We start from the raw sequence: 21,062 nt of genomic DNA, 5'->3' as shown, positions 1-21,062 counted from the left end.
GGAAATGAGGAATAAAGATGAAAGCTGTTGCGGCTTTACGAGGAAAGGTTATCTTGACGGATGTGGAGCCGGGGCCGATTCCGGCCGGGCATGTCCGCATCCGTACAGAGTATTCGGCCATTAGTCCGGGGACGGAAATGACGTATATTCAGCGCGGCGCGGATCAACTGAGCCTGCTTGGCTACAGCGCCGTCGGTGTGATTGAGGCGCTGGGAGCGCAGGTCGAGGGGCGTCACGTCGGGCAGCGCGTGGCCTGCTACGGCGCGCCGTACGTTCGACACGCCGAATGGCTGACGGTGCCGACGAATTTGACGGCGGTCGTCCCCGAGCAGGTGCTGCCGGAAGAGGCGGCTTTCGCCGGGCTCGGGGCGATTGCCATCCATGCGATCCGCACGGCGGATCTGCGGTTCGGCGAATCCGCCGTGATCGTCGGGCTGGGCATTCTCGGGCAGCTCATCGCCCGGATCGCATCCGCGGCTGCTGTGCGCGTAGCGGCGCTAGATGTGAATCCGCAGCGTGTAGCGCTGGTGCGGCAGGGGAACGTGGCGGGGGCCTATGACAGCCAGGACCAACTGGAAGCGCAGCTGGCTCAGGCGGTTGGCACAGCCGGTGCGGACAGCGTGCTGTTGTGCGCAGGCGGGCCGGGCGAAGCGCTGATGAACAGCGCGATGCGCTGGATTCGCGACAGAGGGAACATCGTGATCGTCGGCGATTTGTCGACGGAGTACGCGAGGGGACTGATGTTCGGCAAGGAAGCGCGGGTGCTCATCTCGCGGGCTGGTGGTCCCGGACGGTACGACGCACAGTATGAACTGGAAAATCGGGATTATCCGATTGGTTATGTGCGGTGGACCGAGGGGCGGAATGTCGAGGCCTACATCCGCTTGCTGGCGGAGAAGCGCATTTCGCTTCGCGGGCTGATCACCGGCAAGTATCCGTTCACACAGGCGGAAGAGGCCTATCAAGGGTATGCGGCGCCTTCGTCCGCGATAGGGACGCTTTTGACATATGGGGAATAACGGCTGACAAGGCGGAGAGGGCTGTGTGGGCGGGATGGATGCAGGTTTTTGTGAAAACGCTTTCAATTTATTGGTGGTCAGAAACAACACTAAGGAGGTCGCGTAATGAGGAAGTTGTCCTATCGTATCGTTGTCCTTTGGATGAGTGTGATGTTGTTAGCGGTTGGTTGGGGGGCGGGCGCCGCATCAGCGGCAGATAGCCGATTGTCCCAGAAGACGTTCGGCAGTCCCGAGGAGCTGTTGATTCCGAACAATTACACGGTTGCCGTTTTTAACGGTACGGTCGGGAAGGAAGACGGGCATTTTGTTCTTTATGCCACCAGCAAAGGAAAGCCGGGCCATCTCAATGTGATCGATCTGGAAGATTACAAGCTGCTGCGCAGTCTGCCTATCGGCCCATCTGAGAGCTCCTGGGCGCATACGGTCGCGCCGGACGGCACGTTGTATCTGGCGGCGGATGGCGGCGGAGCGCGGTTGTGGAGCTACTCGCCGGTGACGCACACGCCGGTTCAAGTCGCCCAGTTCGACGGGCAGTCCGTGCCGAACAGCATCACGACGGATGAGCAGGGGCGCGTGTATGTCGGGACATATCCCGGCGGCAAGGTGTACCAGTATGATCCGGCGACGAAACTTACCCGCGATTATGGGCGAGTCATCGGGGCGACGGATCAGGAATACGTGCGGTCGATCGCTTATCAGGGCGGCAATGTGTATGCCGGAACTGCGCATAAGCAAATCGTACGGGTGAACCTGGCGACCGGGGAGAAAATGAACATTGCCGGATCGCTTCCATTCACACTGAAAAACGATACGATCTATGATTTGGATACGATCGATGACCGCTATCTGTTCGCTCGCGTGACGGACGGAAGCGGGATACCGGGCGAAGCTTACATTTACGACACGACCACGTCTTCTTGGCTGAATGTGGAGCTGGAAAATGTAACGGGGCTCCATGCTACGGATTCGGTGGGCGGAAAGCTTTATTACATGTCTGACAAAAAGCTGAAAACGTTTGATCTGTCCACGCATGAGGTGGCGTTAACCGGGATGGAGTATGCTTCCGGGCTGCGCGGCGCGGACTGGGTCGAGTTCCCGAACAACCCCGAGCTTCCGGGCAAAACGCTCGTCACGGTTCGTTACGACGGCGGGGTTACCTTTATGAATATTGAAACCGGGCAGGTTGTTCTGAAACCTCCGGTCATTCCAGGCCTTCCGGGTGTTGTGAATCGTGTGGCGGCCGTTTCTCCGACGCAGCTGATCACGACCGGCTCGCAGGCGCGTTCTTCGCTTGTGAATTTGACGGATAATACGGCACAGCCCTTCAGCATCGGTCAGGCGGACAGCGTCTACGCGGTGGGCAGCAAAGTGTATATGGGCGTCTATCCCGAAGGAGCGCTCTATGAATTTGACCTGAACGCGGCGCCGAGTGAAACGAACCCAAGGCGAGTAGCGGTGCTGGGGAACGATCAGGAAAGGCTCGTGAATATTACCGGAGCGGCGGGCAAGCTCTATATTTCTACGATTTCGGGCTACGGCACGTTGGGCGGTTCCCTGACAGTGTATGATCCGGCTACGGGCAGCCTTACTGTGAATCGCAACGTCGTAGAGAATCAAAGTGTGCTTAGCACGGCTTATCTGAACGGCAAAATATTCGGGTCTACAACGATTCGCGGCGGTTTGGGCTCAGAGCCGACGGCGGATGAGGGGAGGATTTTCGTCTGGGATGCGGCCACCCAGCAAAAAATCACCGAGTTTCCGCTCCGGGTGCCTGGGCTTGTGAAGCCGATTTTCATCGGCGATCTCTCGGCGGGACCAGATGGTCTCCTCTGGGGTGCGTCTTATGAGTATATTTTCGCGATCGATCCTGTGACGTATCAGGTTGTGAAAAGCAAAAAAGTATATCCGAGCCTCAGCTTCAGCCAATGGGCGCACCATCCGATGCGCTGGTCCGATGACGGATTGCTCTATGTGCTCTTCAATAATAAACTGACGGTCATTGACCCGGAAACGCTGGAATCCCGCACGCTTGCGGACACATCCCGATTCGATTTGGGGATGGACGGCAATCTGTATTTCACGGATCAAGCGACGAATACGATCTTATACCGCATCGAGGTGGACGGTGAATACGTAGAGCCGCCTCCCGGCCTTCCTGTGGCTGTGCGCAATGCGGGCTTTGAGGAACCGCTGAGCGGCAGTACGATCCCGGGTTGGTCTTCGCTCTTTGCAACGGCTGACGATTACCGCTATGAGATTAGCAATACGCAGCACTTGACAGGCGGCAAAAGTCTGAAAATCATAGACCGTTTACGCACGGCATCTGTTGCCCTGCAAAGCGCCAAAATTCCAGTCATCGCGGGCGAGGAGTATAAAGCCAGTGTGAACATTTATATTGAATCCGGGCAGCCGGGCTTTATGTTCCGCTTCTTTGACAAGAACAACGCGACGCTCTCGACCTTGGAAATTCATCTGGACGAATCCCGGTTAGCCCAGTGGCAAAAGGTCACCCTCCAAGGGAAAGCGCCGGAAAATGCCGCTACGGCCAGTCTGATTGCCGTAACGAGCCGGTACAATATTTCATCCGCTTACTATGATGATTTCGCTGTCAGTGTGAAGGATACGCGGCTTCCCGTCTCGGTTGCTTCGGTAAACCCGCAGCCGAATGCATACGGCTGGATCAATCGTGATGCGGACGTTGCCATCACGGCGGACGGTGCTTACCGCATGACGTATGCGGCCAGCGGCGCACAGGCGATCGAGCCCGTGACGGTACAGGGCAGCGAGGTCCATGTTCCGATAACGGCGGAAGGTCTTACTACCGTGACGTACAGCGCCGTCAACTTCTCAGGCTTGGCGGAAGCTGCGCGGAGCCAGGATGTTCGGATCGACAAGACCGCGCCTGTTGTGGCGTTCTCCGGCCAGCCGGTCTATACCGTGCAGCAGGCTGTATACATTGGCTGTACGGCCAGCGATGCGGTATCGGGGCTAGTGACGAACCCGTGCGCCGCGCAGCTTGTTCAGGCACCGGCCTATACGTTCGAGCCCGGCGGGCACGATGTCTCGGTGACGGCTGTCGACCAGGCGGGGAATGCGACGGATGCCGTCTTTTCGTACCGAATCGACGTTACGTACGAAGGCATGTATGCGCTCATTCGTCAGTTTGTTAGCGGGAACCGGCTGCTTGCCGAAGCGCTGTGCAAGGAGCTGATGTTGGCGCAGGAGGCGGAGCAGCGCGGCAAGCCGATGATTAAGAACGGAATTCTGCGAGCTTTCGCACTGGAGATGGATGCTTTGAGCGGCAAGAAATTGACGGCCGAGCAGGCCCAAATCTTGAAGAAGCTGGCGGGCTATCTGTAACAAAGACAACGAAAAACCCGAGGGATGTGCCCTCGGGTTTTTTTGTATGAGCAGGCTCAGCAGCTAGATTAAGCTTCCGCCATCTTGCTCAGCTTTGCTGCTTTCACCGTTTCCTCGTCAGACGCCTGTTTTACGCGCTTGATGAAGAACGCGAGCACAAGGCCGACGATGCCGATGCCGATAATGACGAGGTACGCGTCGTTGATGCCTTGAATGGTTGCTTCCATGATCAGGTGCTCTTTGGTATCGCCTTTCGCGAGACCTGCCGCCATCGTGTCGGTCAAGTGCGTTTTGGTACGGCTTGACATCACCGTGACGAGCAGGGACGTCCCGACCGCGCCGGCCACCTGGCGAATCGTATTCGAGATTGCCGTGCCGTGGGCGTTAAGCCGGTTCGGCAGCTGGTTGAGGCCGGCTGTCTGAATCGGCATCAGGAACAAGGCCATCCCGATTCGGCGGCCTGTCGACATGAGCACCAGGTACGTGTAGCTGGTCGAATCAGTCAAGTCGATAAAGCCGATCGTGGTCACGATCGTAATGATAATGCCGACCACGGAAAGCCACTTGGCGCCGAAGCGGTCGAACAGCCGGCCGGTCACCGGCATCAGGAAGCCCATAACGAGGGCGCCCGGCAGGAGAAGCAGACCGGATTCCAGCGCGGTGTAGCCGCGCGCATTTTGCAAGTATAACGGCAGGAGCATCATGTCCGCATACATAATCATGGTCACGGCGATGCTAATGATCGTTGTGAGTGAGAACATGTTGTATTTGAAGGCTCTCAGATCCAGCAGCGGATTGGAAGAAGCGAGCTGCCTCCAGGTGAAGAGCATAAGTGCGACGACGCCCACAATAATGGAAGAGATCACTTCTGTGCTCGACCAGCCTGCGCTGCCTGCGCGACTGAATCCGTACAGCAGAACGCCGAAACCGACTGTCGACAGAATGACGCTAAGGACGTCGATTTGCGTAGGTTTGCGCTCCGAAACATTTCTCAGATAAATAAAGCCTAGAATAATCACGAGAATGGAAAATGGAATCATGCCATAGAACATCGTTTCCCATTTATAATTTTCCAACATATAGCCGGCTAACGTAGGCCCGATCGCCGGAGCAAAAATAATCGCAAAACCGACCATACCCATCGCGGCGCCTCTTTTTTCAGGAGGAAACAGCGTCAGAATGACCGTCATCAGAAGCGGCATAATGATGCCGGCGCCCGCGGCCTGAATCATGCGTCCCGTCAGCAGGAAGGGAAAATTCGTGGCCAGCGCGCACACGACGGTGCCAACGAAGAAGACCATCATGGAAGCTTGGAAAAGCTGTCTTGTCGAAAAGCGCTGCATCAAAAAAGCGGTGATCGGAATCAGCACACCGTTGACCAGCATGTACCCGGTGGTAAGCCATTGGGCCGTCGTTGCGGAGATGTTGAAATCCACCATCAATTCCGGAGTGGCCACACCCATCAGCGTCTGGTTCAGCGTCGCTAGAAAGGCGCCTAAAATCATGATGAACATGATCGGCCCTTTTTTGATCGAACTGCTGTCAGTTATCTTACTCGTACTCACCCTACTCCATCCCTTTCGTCTCTTGTCTAGACTAAATTTACAATGTGTAATATAGTTGACATTGTATAAAGTAGATTAAAGCAGATTAGGGGAGAACACAAGCAACAGGTTCAGCGGAAATGTCAATTACTTGACAGGTTCAGTGCACAATGTCTTTTACAACAGGAAAAAACGATGAATCCTCATCATCTGTAGCTTAATGTAGAAAGGAAGTTAGGGCTAACATGGAAGCGAAAACGCCGCGGGTTGACCCTCGCGTCCTCCGCACGCGCCAATTGCTTAAGGATGCTTTTATTGAACTGCTGCAAGAAATGGACGTTGAGAAAATCTCCGTCAATCGGATTGCGGAACGCGCCACGATTAATCGGGTCACCTTTTATCTGCATTACAAGGATATCCCGGACATGCTCGATAAGCTGGCGGATGAGATGGTCGCGGAGATTAAACAAATTATTAACGCCCCTACTGGGAAGCTGCAGGAAGGGGAGACCGAGAACTGGCGCACGCTGGTTAGTTTACTTCAGCATATTGCGGATCATGCGAAGTTTTATAAAGTCATTTTGGCCTCCAAAGGCACCCCGATTTTTAAAGAACGGCTCCTCAAAATGCTGACAGAACTGATCTCGGAACGGATCGATCAAGTGTGGAACGAAGCGGAGGTCGGCATTCAAAAGGACATCGCCGTCTGGTACGGCGCGTCCTCGCTGATCGGCACGATTGTGGGCTGGCTGCATAAGGATATGCCGTATACGCCGCGGTATTTGGCGAAGCAGTTCTTCATGATGCGGGCGTATTCGAATCCGAATTTGTAGGTTGTCGTGAAATGCACAGTCGGATGTCGTCAAAACGGTAGTGAACAATCGATTCGTTTGATATGATTCAGAAATCGCAAAAATACCGACACTAGGAAGACTGTCGAGCTTGGCTCGGCAGTCTTTTAACTGACCATACGGGGGAAAAGAAATGAAAATCCTTCCTATCTCATGGAATTCGATCCGTTTCAAGCTGGTGGTGGGACTTCTGCTTGTGACGGTCCCTCTCATCACATTGCTATTTTACAATAACTTTTACAGCATTCGAGTCGTTCACAATCAAGTTGCCTTATCCAATAAAAATTTGATCTCGTTATATATGGGGCAGATCGACACGCAATTAAGGGATGCAGAGCGGAATCTTATCGGACTCATGACTTCCGATTATGATATTCAGTCTATGAATATCCCAAATTCAGAGGACGAATATCAGCTGGCGAAGCACAGTGTTTCCAATAAATTATCAAGCGATATTCTTCTTTATAAATCGATTGACGCTTTCTTTGTTTTTTCTGATACACGCAACGATTTACTGGATGTATTTAAATCGAACATCGAGTTTGCGGAGCGGGATCGGGTTGAGCAGGAGTTATATGGGATTCTGGGCAGCCATCCGGATCTTGAGGAGACCGGAAGCCGTTGGTTTGTGAGAAAGATTGGACAAGACTTTTATGCACTGCGTATTCTTCGGACAGGTGATCTCTATATCGGGGCCTGGGTTAATGCGAAGACACTGCTGGTCCCGCTGAATCTCATCGATTTAGGAAAAGAGGGGAGCGCTCTGCTCGTAAGTAAAGCGGGGGAGCTTATGATCAGTACGAATGCGCTGCCGGATGAGCAGATCGACTTTACCCAAGGGTTTGACCAGTATTATATGTCGGGCGATAACAATAGTTTGCTGGTCGTCGGAGAACCTTCACAGGAAGGTAACTTTAGTCTGGCTGCCGTGATTAAAGATAGTCAAATTCTGCAGAACCTGCCGAATTTATCGCGCTTGACCTTTTTTATTTCGGTGATCTCCATCGCGTTACTGCCTTTGAGCCTCTTTTTCTTGCGTCATATTTTGCTGGTTCCCCTAAAACGATTGATTACGGTGATGAAGCGGATTAACGACGGAAATGTAAATGTTCGGATCGACTCTCATAAAGCTTCGGATGAAATTGTACTGGTGAATCAAACCTTCAATCACATGATGGCCCAGATTGAGGAACTCAAGATTCATGTGTACGAGGAGCAGCTCAGCAAGCAGAAGGCAGAGCTTCAACACTTGCAGCTGCAAATTAATCCGCATTTTTTCATGAATTCGTTAAACATCTTGTTTAATCTGGCCCAAGTGAAAAACTATGCGTTGATTCAGGAAATGACGCTATGCCTGGTCCGTTACTTCCGGTTTATGTTTCAAAGCAATCTAACGTTTGTTTCTCTCCGTGAAGAGCTCCAGCATGTCCGAAATTACGTTCGCATACAAGAGCTGCGGTTTCCGGAAAGTCTGAAGTGTTCGATCGATGTACCCGATTTTCTGGAGAACGTCCCGATTCCTCCTCTCGTGATTCAGTCATTTTTGGAAAATTCGATTAAGCACAGTGTGACCCTGGAAGAGCCGGTGTACATCTCGGTTTCAATTGATTTGAAAGAAAATGGCCTGGATCCCTTTATTGAAATTGTCATACGGGATACGGGAAAAGGATTTTCGGAGCACGTGCTATCCATGATTCGTTCGGGAAATACGGTACATGACGAACAGGGGGAGCATATCGGGATTTGGAATGTTCGTAAGCGATTGCAGCTTCTGTACGGAGGGAAAGCATCTATTTCCTGTTATAACGGGTATCCGCAAGGGGCAGTTGTCGAAATCAAGCTGCCCTATGAAACAGAGGTTTAAGATAAGGGGGAACCATCATGCTTCAACTCCTCATTGTAGACGATGAGATTCACGCTGTTGAAGGAATCCGGTCCGGCGTCAATTGGGACAAACTTGGGATTTCATCCGTATTGACCGCTTATACCGTGAAACAAGCCAAGGACGTATTCGAAAGCGAGCGTATTGATATTATGCTTTGCGATATTGAGATGCCACAAGCCAGCGGACTCGAACTGACGGAGTGGGTGAACGAATATTACCCTCAGACATTGACCATTTTCCTTACCTGCCATGCAGATTTCAAATATGCGAAGCAAGCGCTCCAGCTTGGCAGCATCGACTATATCCTTAAACCGATTCCGTTTGCTGAGCTAGAGAACACGATTCAGAAAGCGATCGATAAAATTCAAAAAGATTCGGAACTCGCTCAGTTCAGTCAATACGGCCAGTTCTGGTTCCAGCACCAGCCGATGCTCATCGAACGCTTCTGGATGGATCTGATTCATCAGGCCATTCCTCCTGTGGCGGAGGCGGTTCGAAATGCCGCCGCGGAGCGAAATATTCCTTATGATGAAGCGATGACGGTTGTTCCTATCCTTCTTGGTGTGCAGCGGTGGCATAAGAAGTTAACTTTGCGCGAAGAGAAAATCATGGAATATGCGCTCAAAAATGCCGCAGAAGAATTAATCATCGGCAACAAACAGCACGGTCAAATCATCGCGCTCGACAGCGGAAGACTGCTTGCCATTTTACCGGCAGACAGCCAAGCTGAGTTCGAATTACATTTAAAAAACAAGTGTGAACGCTATATTGAAGCATGCGTTCAGTACTTCTATTGTGATCTTTCTTGCTATATCGGATCACTCGTTCACGGTCAAGACATGTATGCGATGGTCAACCAGCTTCGTGAGGTTGAGAAAAGGAATGTTGCCTACAATAATAAAGTGTTCCAAGTCGCCAATTATCAAGTGGAGTCCTCTCATCACGAGCTTCCGAATATGGAGTTATGGGCCGTGATGCTGAAGGAAGGCGAGTTTGTCAAAGTTCTGCAAGAAGCAACCACCTATTTGGAGCACAAGGTGAAGCAGGATCGGTTGGATGCGAATCTGCTCCAGCTGTTCTATCAAGATTTTCAGCAGATGATGTATGTGGCGCTTCAAAATAAAGGCATTCAAGCCCATCAATTGTTTAGCGATCCTGTATCCTTGACCTTTACTGAAACGGCGACCCGTTCGGTAACGAATTTAATTGCCTGGATGAACCATACGATTGGCAGAGCGGTGGAATTCTTAAGCACTATCGAGCAATCGGAAAGTGTGGTTCATCGCGTAATTTCCTACATCAAACGTCACATCGCCGAAGATTTGTCGCGGGAAGACATTGCCAATCACGTATTTCTCAATCCCGATTATTTGACGCGTATCTTTAAGAAAGAGATGGGACTGGCCATATCCGATTATCTCTTTCAAGAGAGGCTCAAACTTGCGCAGGATCTGCTCGTCAAGACCGAAATGCCGATTAGCGCAATTGCCTCACATGTCGGGTATGCGAATTTTTCGCATTTTTCCCGTATGTTTAAGAAGCATACGGACATGAATCCCATTGAATATCGTCAACGATATCAGCAACGAGATTCATGAGAGTAGTCGGCAAATGCACAGTGAAAAGTCGTGAACAGAGCAGAGAGAGGGTGAACGGGAAGGTAGAATAAACTTATCGCTGATGAATCCTAGACCATGTTTCTGAAAGCGAGCAACAAAATGAAAATGGGGGAAAACCATGAAAAAAAGCATAAAGTCGGCAAGTGCACTAATCCTCGGGTCGATGCTCGTCTTAAGTGCATGCGGGAGCAATAACGCAGGCAGCACGAGATCACCTTCCACAGGGGATGCCTCCTCGAAACCTGCAGAGAAAACGACAGAACTGAACGTAGCTTTCCCTGTCATCGGAACGATTCCGAAGGATATGCCGCTTGTCCAGGATGCGATTAACAAGATCACGCAGCAGAAAATCAATGCGACAGTGAAGTTAACCCCGATTAGCTATGGAAACTGGGATCAACAACTGAACCTGATGCTAAGCAGCAATGAGAAGCTGGATCTCATGATTGTGGGCAACAATAATTACAGCAGCTTGGTTGTGAAAGGGCAAATTGTTGCGCTGGATAAGCTTCTTGAGCAGCATGGGCAAGGCATAACGAAAACGTTGGATCCCGCCTACCTAAATGCCACAAAAATTAACGGATCGATCTATGCGGTCCCGACGATTCGCGACTTTGCTTCCAGTCAAGGGATCACCATGCGCAAGGATCTCGTCGACAAGTATCATATCGATGTCAACAGCATCCGCACGCTCGACGATGTTGAAGCCGTGCTAAAGACGATTAAAGCCAATGAACCGAATTTGACGCCGCTGATTCCAGGTAACATCGGGGTTTCCATTCTCGACAGGTACCGCACGTATGATGATCTCGGCGATTCGATGGGTGTGCTGCCGAATTACGACAACAACTTGAAAGTCGTTAATTTATACGAAACGCAAGAATATGCAGAGCTTCTCAAAAAGATCAGAGGCTGGTACAATTCGGGACTGATTCTGAAAGATGCAGCAACGAACAAAACGTCCCAGTATGATTTTATCAAGTCGAATCGGGCCTTCGCCTACCTGGCTAATATGAAATTGGGCTTCGAACAATCGGAGTCGACCGCTGCGGGTACACCTTTGGTGGCAGCAACCTTGGTACAGCCTGTATCACGAACAGCAAGCGTCATCAATGTGATGTGGGGCATTCCAATTAACTCCAAAGCGCAAGAAAAAGCCATGGATTTCATGAACCTCATGTATACGGATAAGGACATTGTGAACTTGTTCAACTGGGGGATCAAAGATCAGCATTACGTTGTGAAATCCGATAACGTCATTGACTTCCCGCAAGGCGTGGATGCGAAAACGTCGGGCTACAACCTGAATATGGGGTATTTATTCGGCAACCAGTTCCTGTCTTATGTCTTTAACGGAAATGATCCAAAGATTTGGACCAATATGGACCAATTCAACAAATCGGCGTTAAAATCCAAGGCGCTCGGCTTTACCTTCGATGCAAGTGCCGTCAAGACGGAATATGCCGCGGTGGCGAGTGTCGTTACGCAGTATAAGCTTCCGCTGGAAACAGGCAGTGTTGATCCAGAGAAGACGCTGCCGGAATTCATCGCGAAGCTGAAATCCGCCGGCATCGATAAAATTATTGCGGAGAAGCAAAAACAACTGGATGCATGGGCGAAAGGCAGCAAATAAGCCACGTTTTCCCAATGCCCGTCAACTTGCAGGTTGAGCGGGCATTTTTTTTACGCATTTTTATTAAAGAAAAGAGGATGCCTTCATGTTCAAATCGAGTCTGCTCAATGATTGCTGGATGTTCACCAAAGAGAATGATCCTGCTTACGCAAGTGAGAAACTGAAAGAGTGGCAAATGGTCACACTGCCGCATACGTGGAATGATCAGGACGGTCAAGGCGGAGATGAGCCGTACTATCGCGGCGCGTGTTGGTATCAAAGAAAGCTGGAAATTAACGGGGCAGAGCTTAGCAAGCGCTATTATCTGGAGATCGGAGCGGCCGGCAATATCGGTCATGTGTATATCAATGGCCAGCTTGCAGGGGAGAGCCGATGCGGATACGCGATGTTTCGTGTAGCTTTGAATCCGTACTTACAAGCCGGGGACAATCTGATTTCGATTCAGGTGGATAACCGCTACGATAATGAGGTTTATCCGCTGTTGGCCGATTTTACATTTTTCGGGGGACTCTATCGGGATGTGAAGCTAGTTCAGTTGGACGATATCCACTTTGACGTGATGGATCATGGACGCGATGGCGTTTATCTGACTCAGAGCTCTCTCGGTGATGGGCGTTTTCAGCTTGAAGTTCAGGGGCGGGTTGTGAATGAATCATCTAGTGCCGTACAGGGTGCTGTTGAGGTTGAGCTCAAGGATCACGAGGGAAGCACGGTTTGGCAGGATAAGAGGATGCTGGCTCTATCCGCTGATGAGGCGTTTACTTTTACTGACGTGATTAGCAATCCCGTTCTTTGGAACGGTGTAGAACAGCCTTATTTATACACGGCATTCCTTACAGTTAAAGTGGAAGGAGAAATGCGGGATTCTCGTCAAATCGAAATTGGCTTCCGAACGGTCGAGTTGTCTTCGGAACGTGGGGTCATCTTGAACGGCACGCCCATCAAAATCAATGGCGTGTGCCGACATCAGGACTTCGGAGGCGTAGGCAATGCGATCACCAAAGCGCACATGGAGCTGGATATGGACCTCATCCGGGAAGTAGGGGCCAATAGCATCAGGCTTGCACACTATCAGCATGATGACTATTTCTACAGCCTTTGTGACCGGCATGGGCTCCTTGTTTGGGCTGAAATTCCGTACATCAGCATTCCGTCCACGAAAGATCCGGAGAGTCGCAACGCTGAAGAACAGTTGGAACGCCTGATCAAGCAAGCGTATAATCACAGTTCGATTTATTGCTGGGGTGTTCAGAACGAGATTACGATCGCGGTGGAAACCGAAAATACGTATCGAACGATCAGAAAGCTGGTCGACATGACCAGGCAGTTGGACAGCAGTCGTTTCGTCGTTCAGGCGAATATTAACGGGGTCGCGGATGACAGCATCATGAATAGCTTTACGGATCTTGTCGGCTATAATCTCTACTACGGCTGGTACTATGGGGAGATCAAAGATCTGGGCACGAGACTGGATGCCTTTCATCGGACCAATCCGAACGTTCCCGTGCTCGTTTCCGAATACGGCGTGGATACGAATCCAGTCTATCACTCATATTCACCGAAAGTTCAGGATTACACAGAAGAATATCAGCTTATGTTCCATCATAACGCGCTGCAAACGTTCGAAGAGAGACCTTATGTACTTGGCGGGTATGTGTGGAACATGTTCGATTTCGGAAGTGCGAACCGGAATGAAGGCGGGGAGAAGGGGAAAAATCTGAAAGGGCTCGTGACTATCGATCGCACCTTGAAAAAGGATGCCTTCTATTTGTGCAAGGCGTATTGGTCGAAGGATCCATTCGTGCATTTGGCCGGACGCCGCTTCGTCCACAGACACCAGGAACAGAATGACATTGTCGTTTTATCGAATATGGACCATCTCCGTGTATATCTCAATGATGAGCTTCTCACGGTGCTGAGAGGCAGTGAACGCGTGTTTGAAGTGAAAGGCGTTGCGCTCGTTCAAGGCGAAAACCGCATTCGCGTAGAGGGGATTCAAGAGGAAGCTGTGGTGCAAAGCGATGAAATGGTCTTGATCTCTGTCATGGAAGCGGATCAAAGCTACATTCACGTGAAGCCTGAGAAAACGAAGCACGTGGTCAATTGGTTTGAGAACTTCGACTTGTCCGGAGACGGCAAGATCGAACTTAAAGATGGCTGCTTTTCCATCTATGATACCATTGAAGATCTCTATACCAGTGAAGAAGCGAAAGCGGTATTTCTCAAATATTTTGGGCATACGACGAATAACCCGTTCTTTGAGGTGACCAAAGGCGTGATGTCGATTGAGAAGATGTCCCAGCTTGCCTTTTACGAAATTCCGTTAGAACTGCTGTCTGTTATTCAAAAGGAATTGAACATCATCTCGAAATAATCCTGTATTGCCTCGCTCGGTCCATGCGGCCAGTGAGGCTTTTTATTTGAAGCCGTTCGATAGTCGGCAAAGTGCAATTCGGAAGTCGTGGGAACGGTAGTGAGCAGTACGGGCAATCGATTACTATGAGAATACACCAAGAGACCTAGCATTTGCCGAAACAGAAAGGGGAAACAAGAATGAAAAAGCATACGCAGAGCTTGGCGGCGAAGCGCATATGGAAATACAGTCCGCTCTACCTTATGATGCTGCCCGGGCTTGCCTATTTGTTAATCAACAACTATTTGCCAATGTTCGGACTTGTCATTGCTTTCAAAGACATTAATTTTGCGAAAGGGATCTGGGGGAGCGACTGGGTAGGATTTCAGAACTTTCAATTCCTCTTCCAAACCTCCGACGCCTACATTATTACGCGGAACACGATTCTATACAACACGGCCTTTATCGTCATTGGGCTTGTCGTTGCCGTCGCTTTCGCTATTTTACTCAATGAAATCAAAAGCAAATTTGCTTCGCGCTTGTATCAAAGCCTTATTATTTTACCGTTCTTGATCTCCATGGTTTTGGTCAGTTATTTAGTTTTTTCCATGCTGAGTATGGAGAGCGGATTTATGAACAAGACGGTACTGCCATTGCTCGGCATTGACCCGATTTCATGGTACAACGAGCCGAAATACTGGCCTGTCATCCTAACTCTGGTCCACACCTGGAAAGGTGCCGGCTATGCTTGTATTATTTACCTCGCAGCCATTATCGGCATTGACACGGAGTATTACGAAGCCGCGACGCTGGACGGAGCATCCAAATGGCATCAAATTCGCTTGATCACCATCCCGCTAATTACGCCGGTCATCATCATGCTGACACTCCTGCAGATCGGCCGCATTTTCTACTCGGATTTTGGTCTCTTCTATCAAGTGCCTATGAACGCGGGTGCCCTGTTCGATACGACAAACGTCATCGATACGTACGTCTTCCGCGGATTGCTGCAGCTGGGCAATATCGGCATGTCATCGGCGGCGGGCTTCTATCAGTCGCTGGTCGGATTCGTGCTGGTCATTGTATCGAATTATGTTGTGCGCAAAATAAATAAAGAAAATGCTTTGTTCTAAGGGGGATCGGTCACCATGCATAAAGAAAATCAAGGTTGGCAATGGGCAGCCCATACAGTGATGATCTTATTCTCGCTAACGTGTCTGCTGCCGTTTGCGCTGCTCGTCATGTCCTCGATCACGGACGAGACCACCATTTTGCAAAACGGCTATTCATTTTTTCCTAAACAGTTCAGTTTAACGGCCTATCAATATCTATGGGAGCAATCGTCGCTTATCTTTAACGCCTATGGAATTACGTTTCTCATCACGATCGTTGGAACCGTGGCAAGTCTAGCGATCACCTCCATGCTTGCCTATCCGTTGTCCCGTCGGGATTTGCCGGGTGGTACATTCTTCGCCTTCGTCTTGTTCTTCACGTTGTTGTTTAACGGCGGCCTTGTTCCCACGTACTTGGTCTACACACAGCTGCTGGATATGAAGAATACGCTTTGGGCGCTCATTATCCCGGGATTGCTGATGAACGGCTTCAATGTTCTCCTCATGCGGACGTTCTTCATGACGACAATCCCTGTGCCAGTCCTTGAGTCGGCCAGTATCGACGGCGCTACGGAATTCAAAATGTATTATAAAATCGTACTTCCTCTATCGCTCCCGATTCTGGCTACGGTCGGTTTATTCCAAGGTCTGGCGTACTGGAACGATTGGAACAACGGTTTGATATATGTGACGGATCCCAAGTTGTTCAGTTTGCAGAATGTGCTCAACCGTATAATGAGCGACATTCAGTTCCTTGCCAGCAACGGCGATCTAGGCGCAAGTGCAGGAGCGAAGGTCGCCCAACTGCCTAGCGAAACGTTCCGTATGGCTATCGCGGTGATTGCGGTGATCCCGATTCTCATTGCGTACCCGTTTTTCCAAAAGTATTTCGTGAAAGGTATGACCATTGGTGCTGTGAAAGGTTAATACGAGGATAAAGGAAGGGGTATGTACAGATGAAACGCGATCTAAAAAGCATCATAGCCGAAATGACGCTGGAAGAAAAAGCAGGGCTTTGTTCAGGTCTTGATTTCTGGAACACCAAAGGAATAGAGAGGCTGGGCATTCCCTCGATCATGATGACGGACGGGCCGCACGGTCTTCGCAAACAACGCGCTTCCGCCGATCACCTAGGGCTCTTCGACAGTGTGCCGTCTACTTGCTTTCCATCCGCGGCAGGACTAGCGACCTCCTGGGACAGGGAACTGCTTCACAAGGTAGGCGTTGCGCTCGGCGAAGAGTGTCAGGCCGAGGAAGTCGGCGTTCTGCTCGGGCCAGGCGCGAATATCAAAAGATCGCCGCTATGCGGGCGGAACTTCGAATATTTCTCGGAAGATCCCTATTTGTCCTCCGAGATGGCGGCGGCCCATATCCAAGGCGTTCAAAGCCAGGGCGTGGGGACATCTTTGAAGCATTTTGCTGCGAATAACCAAGAGCACCGCCGAATGTCTACGAATGCGGTTGTCGATGAGCGCACGCTGCGAGAGATCTATTTGGCAAGCTTCGAAGGAGCCGTCAAGCAAGGTCAGCCGTGGACCGTGATGTGTGCCTATAACAAGCTCAATGGAGAGTTCTGCGCGGAGAATGAACGTCTGCTGACGGATATTTTGAAGGAGGAATGGGGCCACGAGGGCTTCGTCGTTTCCGATTGGGGGGCGGTGAATGAGCGCGCCGACGGCCTAAGGGCTGGACTTGAGCTGGAGATGCCGTCCTCTGCGGGAGTGGGCGATCAGAAGATTGTCGAAGCGATTAGAAGCGGGCGACTTTCCGAAGAGAAGCTTGATGCGGCAGTAGAGCGGTTATTGCGTGTGATTTTTCAAGCCGTAGATCAAAGAAAACCGGACGCGACTTATGATGCAGAGGCGCATCATCAATTGGCTAGAGAAGTAGCCCGGGAAAGCATGGTGCTGCTGAAGAATGAGAACAACATTCTCCCACTGGCCAAGGAAGGCCGGATCGCCATCGTTGGAGCCCTAGCTAAGCAGCCGCGTTATCAAGGTGGCGGGAGCTCCCATATCAAGCCGACGAAGTTGGACGACATGATCGAGGAGTTAGCCAAGTCGGCGGGGAGTCAGGCGGTGATTACGTATGCGCAGGGCTATACGCTGGACAGTGATGTTACGGAAGACGCGTTAATAACGGAAGCTGCCCATGCTGCTAAGGAATCCGATGTAACGGTTATTTTCGCCGGACTGCCTGAGCGTTATGAGTCGGAAGGCTTTGACCGCACACATATGCGGATTCCGGATAACCAAATGAAAGTGATTGAAGCCGTCGCCGCGGTACAGCCTCGCGTAGTCGTCGTGCTCAGTAACGGGGCACCGATCGAGATGCCTTGGCTCCGCAGCGTTAACGGTGTCCTGGAGGCCTATTTGGGTGGACAGGCCATGGGCGGCGCAATTGCAGATCTACTGTTTGGTGATGCAAATCCATGCGGTAAGCTAGCGGAGACATTTCCCGTACAGCTTAGTGACAATCCCTCCTACCTCTTTTTCCCAGGGAATGGAGATACCGTTACGTATAACGAAGGCATTTATGTCGGATATCGCTATTATGATGCGAAGAAAATGCGGCCTCTATTTCCTTTCGGACACGGCTTAAGCTATACGCACTTTGACTATTCCGATCTAAAAGTTGACCGCACGCAGATGCAAGACAGTGATGAAATGACTGTTTCGCTCAATGTGAAGAATAGCGGAACCCATGCAGGGAAAGAAATTGTGCAGCTGTACATTCGTGATGTGGCAAGCAGCATTTCCCGACCGGAGAAAGAACTCAAAGGCTTTGCGAAGGTTAGCCTCGAGCCAGGCGAGGAGAAGAAAATCTCGTTCATTTTAGGAAAGAGAGCCTTTGCCTATTATGATGTTGGACTCCAGGATTGGAATGTCGAAACAGGTGATTTTGAGGTCCTGATCGGCAAATCCTCTGCAGACATCGTTCTGAGCAAAACCGTTCATGTGACATCCTCCGTGGTCATTCTGCCGACATTTACACGGAATTCAACGGTTGGTGATGTGTTGGCGTATCCGGAGCTGGCGCCAGTTATTATGGAGCTTGTGAAGCATTCACCGTTCGGCAATTCTCCTGCAGATGGAGAAGCGGATGGTTTAAGCTCGGAGATGATGGCAGCGTTTCTTAAGTATTTGCCGCTCAGGGGGTTGGCTGCATTTAGTGGAGGCGCACTTACGGAAGAGATGTTGAATGCGGCTGTTCATACACTTAATAAGAGGTAAAAGTGTACTTCAACATGAAACAATTGGTAACGGCAGTGCGTCTGTAGGTTAAAGGAGGGGCTGCCGTGAGAAAGAGAATTGCTTTACTACTGATGACTTTTGTCGTTTCAAGTATCCTGGTGATCTACTTTCCTTCGAGGGTGCAAGCCTGTTCTTGTGCGCTTCCTTCCAGCGCCCAGGATCAGCTCAGCCGTTCCCAGGCCGTTTTTGCGGGCCGCGTTATGGGCGTGAAGGAGCAAAGATTTCTGAATGGAGGCATGGCGAAAGCTGTGCGTTTTGAGGTCAGCCGCGTCTGGAAAGGGGAAGCTGCGTCGGAAATCATCATTTATACAGGGAGCGGCGGCGGTGATTGCGGATTTGATTTTAAAGAAGGGCAGGAATATCTTGTCTACGCGAATCCATCTTCCATGTACGGGGACAAAGAATTGCTAGTCACGATTATTTGCGATCGGACCAAACAGCTAAGTCAAGCACAGGAAGATCTGGCTGTCTTGGGGGAGGGCCGTCTTCCGACAAAACAAGTAAATCTGGCGTGGGAATATTTTCAATTGAGTCCTTTTAGCTGGACAGTGCTTATTGGGGCTGCGGTCGTTGTGATCGGAGGGGCGGTTATCTTGCTTCGGAGGAAGAGGAGAACGGGGAAATAGGGATAGGGACAGAGAAAAAGCGTGCCGTGAGGGCACGCTTTTTTGGTGCGGTTAGATACGCTCGATGACGCGGTCGATCAGGCCGTACGTTTTGGCGTCTTCCGCGCTGAGGTAGTAATCGCGGTCGGTGTCGCGCTCGATTTTGTCCAGCGGCTGCTTGGTCGTCTCCGAGATGATGCGGTTCAGTGTGCTGCGCGTTTTTAAAATATGATTGGCGCGAATCTGAATATCGCTCGCTTGACCTTGCGTCCCGCCCCACGGCTGGTGGATCATAATCTCGGCATTCGGCAGCGCGAAACGCTTGCCCGGCGCACCGGCAGTCAGCAGCACGGCGCCCATGGAGGCAGCCATGCCGACGCAGATCGTGGATACATCGGGTTTTATAAAATTCATTGTATCGTATATGGCAAGGCCAGCGGAGGTGGAACCGCCCGGCGAATTGATGTAGAGCGAGATGTCTTTTTCCGGATCTTCGGCGGAAAGGAAGAGGAGCTGCGCGATGATCGCATTGGCGACCTGGTCGTTTACCTCCGTGCCGAGAAATACGATGCGGTCTTTCAGCAGTCTGGAGTAAATATCGTAGGAGCGCTCGCCGCGCGAGCTTTGCTCGACAACCATGGGTATGAAGCTCATGGGGATCATCCTTTCTCATTGTAAAATAAGAGCGCGGTTAGCAGCGGATATCGTGCTTACGCCGCGGCTTTCGCTTGAATCGTTGGCACGTGAACCCGTTGCTTCTGGCCAAAACCTGAAGAGATGACGACGAGGCGGACCGGCGACTCGCCGTCCATCGTTTGCAGCTCACGTGTGGTGATGGTGGCTTCCGTCAGCACCTGTGCGGCGCCTTGGCGGCGATGCGCATCCAGCGGAATGACAGGGGCGCCCTTCGTGCGGCGCGGTTCGGATTGCTCCCAGGAGATCACGGGAGCAGGGGCTTGCTGTTCCGCACTCTGCTGCGGCTTGCTTGGCGAATGTTCCTGACTCATGGCGTAGGCCTCCTTTATTCCTGCGGTTTGGGATAGACGGCGGCGATCACTTGATAAGCGTCCTGACTGTCGCTGCCGCCGGAGTAGCGGGCCACAAGCGCTTGCATCAGCGCGGCATACTCCTCGATAAAAGCTTGCCGCTGCGCTTCGGTGCTCAGGCAGACTTGCAGCTGCAGCGTTGCGCTCGGCACATCAATGTTCGCTTCTGATTGCTCCATCAGGAGCACAGCGTCCCGCCGCAAGCGGTCGGACGTCGTCACGAGATGGGTTAGCGAGCTTTGGTCCTTCAGCTTCTGGAGCGTTTCCGGCTTCATGCTGAGCGATTCCGCCAGCACGAAGGTCTTGGCGATGGCGCGGTACAGCACCTCGACCAGGTTGCGCACTTGTCGGGTGCCGACGCGCTCGACAAGGCCGACCTTCTCCAGCGCCTTGAGGTGGTAGTTGATGCGCTGGGCGGTCTCGCCCAAGGCGCGCGCCACCTCCGCGGCGGAGCCGGGCTCTTGCAGCTGCGCGATAATTTCGCCGCGCAGCGGGTTGAGCAGCACGGTCGCCTGCTCGGGCGATTCGATGTAGTAGCTGTCGCGAATCGGTTGATCTTGCGGCATGGCGCGTAGCCTCCGTGTACAAAGTATATGTTACGTAAAAATATTTTATTACGTTGAGGAGGGAAAGTCAATGGGCGGACGCCTGCGGCGCACAGTTGGTCAAAGACGGGAGATACGCTGTACCGAGCCTTCCTCAAGGTGTTTATGCCGAACTGAGGGAAGCCATGAAAATTCGCGATCACCTAACCACTGACCCTTGCGTTGTGCAAGCACGT

General features: G+C 51.4%; 15 protein-coding genes. 11 read left to right on the top strand and 4 right to left on the bottom strand.

The window, feature by feature from the left end; all coding sequences use genetic code 11:
* Nucleotides 1-17: 17 nt before the first annotated feature.
* Entirely contained in the window at nucleotides 18-1,019 is a 1,002-nt protein-coding gene (locus EJQ19_RS01940; protein ID WP_126139531.1) for a zinc-dependent alcohol dehydrogenase, read from the top strand.
* Nucleotides 1,020-1,124: 105 nt separating this feature from the next.
* The gene (locus tag EJQ19_RS01935; protein WP_126139530.1) at nucleotides 1,125-4,379 is read left to right on the top strand and encodes a PQQ-binding-like beta-propeller repeat protein; all 3,255 of its coding nucleotides are present in this window, start codon (nucleotides 1,125-1,127) and stop codon (nucleotides 4,377-4,379) included.
* A 68-nt stretch (nucleotides 4,380-4,447) separates the two neighbouring features.
* Here the strand turns inward: EJQ19_RS01935 and EJQ19_RS01930 are convergent, their stop codons facing one another.
* Nucleotides 4,448-5,893 carry a DHA2 family efflux MFS transporter permease subunit gene (locus EJQ19_RS01930; protein WP_126139535.1) on the bottom strand — a complete coding sequence of 482 codons (1,446 nt, stop codon included), beginning with the start codon at nucleotides 5,891-5,893 and terminating at the stop codon, nucleotides 4,448-4,450.
* A gap of 275 nt (nucleotides 5,894-6,168) precedes the next feature.
* Between EJQ19_RS01930 and EJQ19_RS01925 the strand changes: the two genes are divergently transcribed.
* From EJQ19_RS01925 to EJQ19_RS01885, 9 genes are all read left to right on the top strand, one after another.
* Nucleotides 6,169-6,756, top strand: coding sequence for a TetR/AcrR family transcriptional regulator (locus EJQ19_RS01925; RefSeq protein WP_126139529.1), 588 nt, complete (start codon nucleotides 6,169-6,171; stop codon nucleotides 6,754-6,756).
* A gap of 151 nt (nucleotides 6,757-6,907) precedes the next feature.
* The gene (locus EJQ19_RS01920) at nucleotides 6,908-8,638 is read left to right on the top strand and encodes a sensor histidine kinase (protein ID WP_126139528.1); all 1,731 of its coding nucleotides are present in this window, start codon (nucleotides 6,908-6,910) and stop codon (nucleotides 8,636-8,638) included.
* 17 nt (nucleotides 8,639-8,655) lie between these two features.
* Nucleotides 8,656-10,257: a response regulator gene (locus tag EJQ19_RS01915; RefSeq protein WP_126139527.1), complete on the top strand. Its 1,602-nt coding sequence runs from the start codon at nucleotides 8,656-8,658 to the stop codon at nucleotides 10,255-10,257.
* A gap of 139 nt (nucleotides 10,258-10,396) precedes the next feature.
* Nucleotides 10,397-11,911, top strand: coding sequence for an ABC transporter substrate-binding protein (locus EJQ19_RS01910; protein WP_126139526.1), 1,515 nt, complete (start codon nucleotides 10,397-10,399; stop codon nucleotides 11,909-11,911).
* A gap of 85 nt (nucleotides 11,912-11,996) precedes the next feature.
* The gene (locus EJQ19_RS01905) at nucleotides 11,997-14,285 is read left to right on the top strand and encodes a glycoside hydrolase family 2 protein (RefSeq protein WP_126139525.1); all 2,289 of its coding nucleotides are present in this window, start codon (nucleotides 11,997-11,999) and stop codon (nucleotides 14,283-14,285) included.
* Nucleotides 14,286-14,464: 179 nt separating this feature from the next.
* Nucleotides 14,465-15,397, top strand: a complete 933-nt coding sequence (locus tag EJQ19_RS01900; RefSeq protein ID WP_126139524.1) for an ABC transporter permease — start codon at nucleotides 14,465-14,467, stop codon at nucleotides 15,395-15,397.
* Between the two features lie 15 nt (nucleotides 15,398-15,412).
* On the top strand, nucleotides 15,413-16,303 hold the full coding sequence (locus EJQ19_RS01895; RefSeq protein WP_126139523.1) for a carbohydrate ABC transporter permease: 891 nt from the start codon (nucleotides 15,413-15,415) through the stop codon (nucleotides 16,301-16,303).
* A 29-nt stretch (nucleotides 16,304-16,332) separates the two neighbouring features.
* Entirely contained in the window at nucleotides 16,333-18,609 is a 2,277-nt protein-coding gene (locus EJQ19_RS01890) for a beta-glucosidase (protein ID WP_126139522.1), read from the top strand.
* Between the two features lie 65 nt (nucleotides 18,610-18,674).
* Nucleotides 18,675-19,256: an LPXTG cell wall anchor domain-containing protein gene (locus EJQ19_RS01885; RefSeq protein WP_126139521.1), complete on the top strand. Its 582-nt coding sequence runs from the start codon at nucleotides 18,675-18,677 to the stop codon at nucleotides 19,254-19,256.
* A gap of 51 nt (nucleotides 19,257-19,307) precedes the next feature.
* Here EJQ19_RS01885 and clpP read toward each other — a convergent pair whose 3' ends face one another.
* Genes clpP through EJQ19_RS01870 form a run of 3 tightly spaced genes read right to left on the bottom strand, consistent with a single transcriptional unit; the run spans nucleotide 19,308 to nucleotide 20,847 of the window.
* Nucleotides 19,308-19,889, bottom strand: a complete 582-nt coding sequence (clpP, locus tag EJQ19_RS01880) for an ATP-dependent Clp endopeptidase proteolytic subunit ClpP (RefSeq protein WP_126139520.1) — start codon at nucleotides 19,887-19,889, stop codon at nucleotides 19,308-19,310.
* 56 nt (nucleotides 19,890-19,945) lie between these two features.
* Nucleotides 19,946-20,242, bottom strand: coding sequence for a hypothetical protein (locus EJQ19_RS01875; RefSeq protein ID WP_126139519.1), 297 nt, complete (start codon nucleotides 20,240-20,242; stop codon nucleotides 19,946-19,948).
* 14 nt (nucleotides 20,243-20,256) lie between these two features.
* Nucleotides 20,257-20,847 carry an ArsR/SmtB family transcription factor gene (locus tag EJQ19_RS01870; protein ID WP_126139518.1) on the bottom strand — a complete coding sequence of 197 codons (591 nt, stop codon included), beginning with the start codon at nucleotides 20,845-20,847 and terminating at the stop codon, nucleotides 20,257-20,259.
* Between the last annotated feature and the right edge of the window lie 215 nt (nucleotides 20,848-21,062).

The organism is Paenibacillus whitsoniae, assembly GCF_003955665.1.
GTDB classification, from domain to species: Bacteria; Bacillota; Bacilli; order Paenibacillales; family NBRC-103111; genus Paenibacillus_E; species Paenibacillus_E whitsoniae.
This window is presented reverse-complemented; position numbering and strand designations above follow the sequence as displayed.